Genomic DNA, 4,977 nt, shown 5'->3' on the forward strand with positions numbered 1-4,977 from the left:
TCAGTTGTGATCTATGGTAAAGATTACAAACAGTTAGCAGAAAAAGAAGTGCCAATCGAAAAAGCGAAAGTACCAGTAGAAATTACAAGTGTTGATCCATACAAAGAAGGAATCAGCCAATTTGTGACTGGAACATACACAGGTGACGATGCCGCATATATGCGATTGGTAGTCAATGGCGAAAAGAAAGCCTTAGTATCAATGAACAATTTACCAGAAGGAACCTTCAAATATTATATGAGTGGATTAAAAGCAACAGATAAAGCGTCAGTTGTGATCTATGGTAGTGATTATAAGCAAGTAGCGGAACAACAAGTCTCTATTGAAAGTAAAAAAAAAAGCTAGAAATTTTTACACTTGAAGAACCTACTAATACATTAAATGCGGGAATCAAAATGGGAAATAATCATGATCGTCAAGATTTGGGCATTCAAATCGAGAAGGGATCAAAGATAAAAATTAAACAAGTTAATCCCAATTTTAAAGCAAATTTAAAACTCCGCCTGTTAAATGATGATTCACATACAGAATCATCAGTGGAATTTTCAAAAAATGAGGTATCTTTAACTGCTAGTGCGTTATCAGTTCCTTTTATCGAGACTCCTTATACTCAAAAAAATAAGGAGACGCCAATTGTTGAATTTACTGTAGAAGGAACAAAAAGAGAATTACCCAAATATCAAAAAAATACTACAAAAAGTTCTTTTATAAACAAATGGAATCATGAAAAAGGATTTGCCTTAGTACAAGGCAAGAGATTCCAAACCTTATTTCCAGAAATAAACAAAAATCAAGTACAAGCTGCCGATTTAAATAATGTTATTCAAATGTATGATGAAAACATTATTGGTTATTACAATCAATTAATCGGTTTATCAGATAGTGCACAAGATCCCATTAATCGCTCCTCAACTCGGCGCTTTTTCTACAAAGCAGACAAACATGGTGCAGGTGGTCTATATTATGGAGAATGGTGGGCAGCACAATCAGATAAGTCAGCTGATGCTTGGCTAGAAGATGGTTGGGGTGCGTTACATGAAACGGGTCATGGTTATCAAGGAAATTTCATGAGTAAAGGAATGAACACTGGCGAAGTATGGAACAATATTTATGGTGTGATTTATACTTACAAAAAATTTGGAAGAGATGTAGCTGATAAAAATACATGGTTATATGATTATGGAAAAAAGAATGAAATAGAAATGCGTATTAAACATCTTATAGATAAAAATACAATGAACTATAATCAACAAGGATTAAGAGATCAGTTAATTATTTTATCTAATTTGATTGATAAATCTGGTAATGAAGGGTTTAAAAACTTTTATGTAAAGTATCGCGAATTAGCTTCTCAATCAGGATATAATCCGGATCATTATCTATTACCAGATTTATTTGTAAAATATTTAGGAGAGCCAAAAAAATACGATTTTTCTGCTGTATTAAGTGCATGGAAGATGAATGTGAAAGAAGAATCGAAAAAATTTGCAGAGAAAAATGGGTATCAAATGGTTTCACATTTAGCACAAGTAGTTCCTGATCAAGAGTTACAGAGTGCTATCGATCTATTCACTAAACATAATCGTTTAAGTTCTGTTTTATCATTAGTTACCAATCAAGAATTAGATAGTCTAGGTCTAACAAGTGATATCAAATTACAGTTTCCTGATATAGAATTGTTTGAAGGGACGACATTAAAAATTTATAGAGATCATCAATTGTATCGTGAAATTCCTTTAAATAAAGAAAGTGTAACAATTGAAAACATGCCTAACGGCGTATATTCTTTAGAATTAGATACGAATGTTGGCTATATCTCTCAACCTTATTTGTTTGTGAAGGACAATCAAACGATAAACATCTCATTAGTAAATTATGTAAAAGAAGCAGCACAAGCTGTACAATCGTTATATCAAGAAAATACAGATAAAATTAAACCAGAAGTCATGCAAAAAGATATTGATTTCGCGAAAAAATATGTACTGGCTTTACCTGAAAGTAAAGAAAAAGACAAGCTACTTTTAAAAATAAAAGGAGCTTTCGATCAATTACAAGAAATTACCTTTGGAGGACTCGGTAATTGGCTTTTTGCAACACTAGACGTTTCGAATGGTCAAGCAGTTATACGTATTTCCAAAGGTACACCACATTCGTATTTCAATTATCCTTATGCAAGTATTCAGATTAATAGAGGGAACGAACAGGTCTACTTTAAAGAGTTTGTAGGAGATCGTTATATGGAAAAAAATGAAGAAAAAATCATTTCGTTAAAAGACGGCGATATTGTAACATTGATGCATCAAGAATATCGTAACAATAATCGATTCTTTTCTAATCATCCTGATTTATTAGAAAAAAATCAAGAAACTGTTCGTTTTGAAGTGAAAAACGGGCAGTTGGTATTGTTAAAATAGTTATAGGATAGTCAGTTGAAAAATAGTGACTTAATTTGACTAAAAGTTGTTGATTGTTCTAATGTACCTGTCGTTTTTAATAGTAGCGATTACTCTAGTAGCAAAGCGTAATGTCTTTTTGTAGAATGTTTCAGTTTTTAATATGATATAAAACATTTCTAACGATACGTTATCTAAAGGTGTTTCTTTACAGGGCATACTTTGGATAACGTTTTTTATTTAGTTAGACTGCACTATCATTTATTGTTGAAAGATAAAGGAATCCTATTTGACGAAAGAAAAAATATAGTGTTTAATGACAAAAGGTTGTTTGCGTAGGCATTACATAGAACGACATAAAAAATAAAGGGGGTGATGATGAGATGCACAATAACGTATCTTATTTAAAAGAGTTGGGTTTGAACAAGTAACGACATACTTTGTTGAAACAACTTTTTTCTTCAAAGTATGACTTTTGAAAGAAGAAAGGACTCTTAAAATGAAACCAACAATCCAACCATATCAATATTATTTTATTCAACGTGAAGTAGATCAATTACTTAATGCTTATTCCTCTGTGAATGATCCGAAAACGGTTCAGACAGTTCAAGCATTAGCAGCTGAAAAAATTCATTCTGTCATTCAGAAAGAATTACCTGAAATTACCGATTTTTTGGCAATTGTAATGGACGTCACGCTCACACGGGCAAAAGCAGAGCGTGTCATGGAAGAACTAAAAACTTATGTCATACCTTTTGAACAACCTTCGAAGCAGCAAGTGGACAAAATTTTTCGGAAAGTGAAAAAGCTGAAACAACCAAACTGGTCAGCTTACGATCTTAGAGAGCATACTTATGTAGGATTCAATGATGCTGGGAGTCAAAGAAAGTATTTGCTTTATTATGATGAAGGAAAACTCCAAGGAGACTATGGTAGTCTATCACCAACCATTACGAAAGGGATTTGTGCTATTTGCCAGAAGACATCGAATGTTTCACTCTTTCTTTCTACGACAAAATCAGGCTCAGATGGTACTTATACGAAAAAGGGCAATTATATTTGTCATGATAGTGATACATGTAATCACCAGTTAGTGCAACTTGAGCCATTTTATGAATTCGTCCATCGCGTGAAAAAAGAACGATAGTTGATTGTAATTTTCAGAAAATCATGCTATATTTTTAGATGAAGTGAATAGGTGATGGTGTTCGCCTTTAAACGTTTATTAATAAACTAATGACGCCTACTAAAAAAAGGGATTAGTGTCCTCTTTTTTAGTAGGTGTCTTTTTTTAGGAGGAATTTTAATGGGGAAACAAACAACGAATATATTCAGAATAGGAGGCTATATGCTGAAATGGTTGCTGATTACTGCTATTTTAGGTGTGATCATGGGTAGTCTTTCAGCCTTTTTCCTAAATAGTTTAACGTTTGTAACTAATTTGCGCTTGACCCATACGTGGCTATTCTTTCTTTTGCCTGTAAGTGGTGCTGTTTTTGCTTATTTATATACAAATTATGGTGGGAATTCAAGTCGTGGGAATAATCTAGTTATCGATCAAGGAAATGGTGGGGAGGAAAGAGTGCCACTGCGTTTGATACCGTTGACTTTGTTTGGAACAATCACGACTCACTTATTTGGTGGTTCAGTTGGTCGTGAAGGAACGGCTGTTCAAATGGGGGGAGCCTTAGCAGATAACTTGTCGCTTGTATTTAAATTGGATCAATTGGAACGAGAAATCTTGATTATCAGTGGGATCAGTGCAGGATTTAGTTCTGTTTTTGGAACACCTTTGGCTGGAACTTTATTTGGATTAGAGGTCTTAGCGATTGGTAAAGTAAGAACAGAAGCTTTATTTCCAAGCTTCTTTGCCGCTATTTTTGCAAATCTCATGACAGAAAGTTTTGGAGTCACTCACACACATTATCCAATGGGAGAAATTCCTGCATGGAGTGGTCGTTTGTTTGTCAAATTAATGTTGGCAGGAATCATCTTTGGAATTTGTGGCTGGGTTTTTAGTCGTTCAATCGTCTTTTTGAAGAAAGTTTATGCCCATTGGTTTACCAATCCTGTTTTACGAAATTTTATGGGTGGAGCAATTGTTGTTCTGGTAGCTGTTGTCTTACAAACACAACGTTATCTTGGTTTAAGCTTACCTTTACTGCAAGATGCTTTTAATGGCAATGCGCATCCATTTGACTTTTTAGGAAAACTTGGCTTTACGATTCTATCGTTAGGTGCTGGATTCCAAGGTGGAGAAGTGACGCCTCTTTTTGAAATTGGTGCAACATTAGGTGCAAGTTTGGCACCAATCTTACACATGTCCGTCCCATTTCTAGCTGGGCTTGGCTTCATTGGTGTGTTTTCTGGTGCGACGAATACACCAATAGCTTGTTTTATTATGGGAATCGAATTGTTTGGTAGTGAAGCCGCTGTGTATTTCTTTTTGATATGTTTAGTCAGCTTTATGTGTTCTGGAAACAATGGGATTTATTCTGCTCAACAAATTACTGTAAAAAAAGGGGTTTTCTTTACCCCATTACTTGAATCGTTTCGCAACAGGCATAAATAAAAAGCAAGTCTA

The 4,977-nt window shown here is 34.2% G+C and carries 4 protein-coding genes and 1 riboswitch; all 4 genes read left to right on the top strand.

The window, feature by feature from the left end:
• Positions 1-345 (top strand): immunoglobulin-like domain-containing protein (locus DOK81_RS12135; protein ID WP_347401450.1); only part of this gene is annotated, 345 nt, incomplete at its 5' end.
• Between the two features lie 50 nt (positions 346-395).
• Positions 396-2,414: a putative mucin/carbohydrate-binding domain-containing protein gene (locus DOK81_RS12140; RefSeq protein WP_242590031.1), complete on the top strand. Its 2,019-nt coding sequence runs from the start codon at positions 396-398 to the stop codon at positions 2,412-2,414.
• Positions 2,415-2,892: 478 nt separating this feature from the next.
• A complete protein-coding gene (locus DOK81_RS12145) occupies positions 2,893-3,540 on the top strand; it encodes a FusB/FusC family EF-G-binding protein (protein WP_206911206.1) in 648 nt (215 codons plus the stop codon).
• 41 nt (positions 3,541-3,581) lie between these two features.
• Positions 3,582-3,646, top strand: a riboswitch (Fluoride riboswitch).
• A gap of 53 nt (positions 3,647-3,699) precedes the next feature.
• Complete coding sequence (locus DOK81_RS12150; RefSeq protein ID WP_206911208.1) at positions 3,700-4,965, top strand: voltage-gated chloride channel family protein; 1,266 nt, start codon at positions 3,700-3,702, stop codon at positions 4,963-4,965.
• Positions 4,966-4,977: the final 12 nt, after the last annotated feature.

The organism is Enterococcus sp. DIV0660C (assembly GCF_017316125.1).
Classification (GTDB): Bacteria; Bacillota; Bacilli; order Lactobacillales; family Enterococcaceae; genus Enterococcus_B.

Coding starts and splice junctions, on each gene's coding strand:
- DOK81_RS12145 (WP_206911206.1), top strand. CDS start 2,893: ATGAAACCAACAATCCAACCATATCAATATTATTTTATTCAACGTGAA.
- DOK81_RS12150 (WP_206911208.1), top strand. CDS start 3,700: ATGGGGAAACAAACAACGAATATATTCAGAATAGGAGGCTATATGCTG.
- DOK81_RS12140 (WP_242590031.1), top strand. CDS start 396: ATGGGAAATAATCATGATCGTCAAGATTTGGGCATTCAAATCGAGAAG.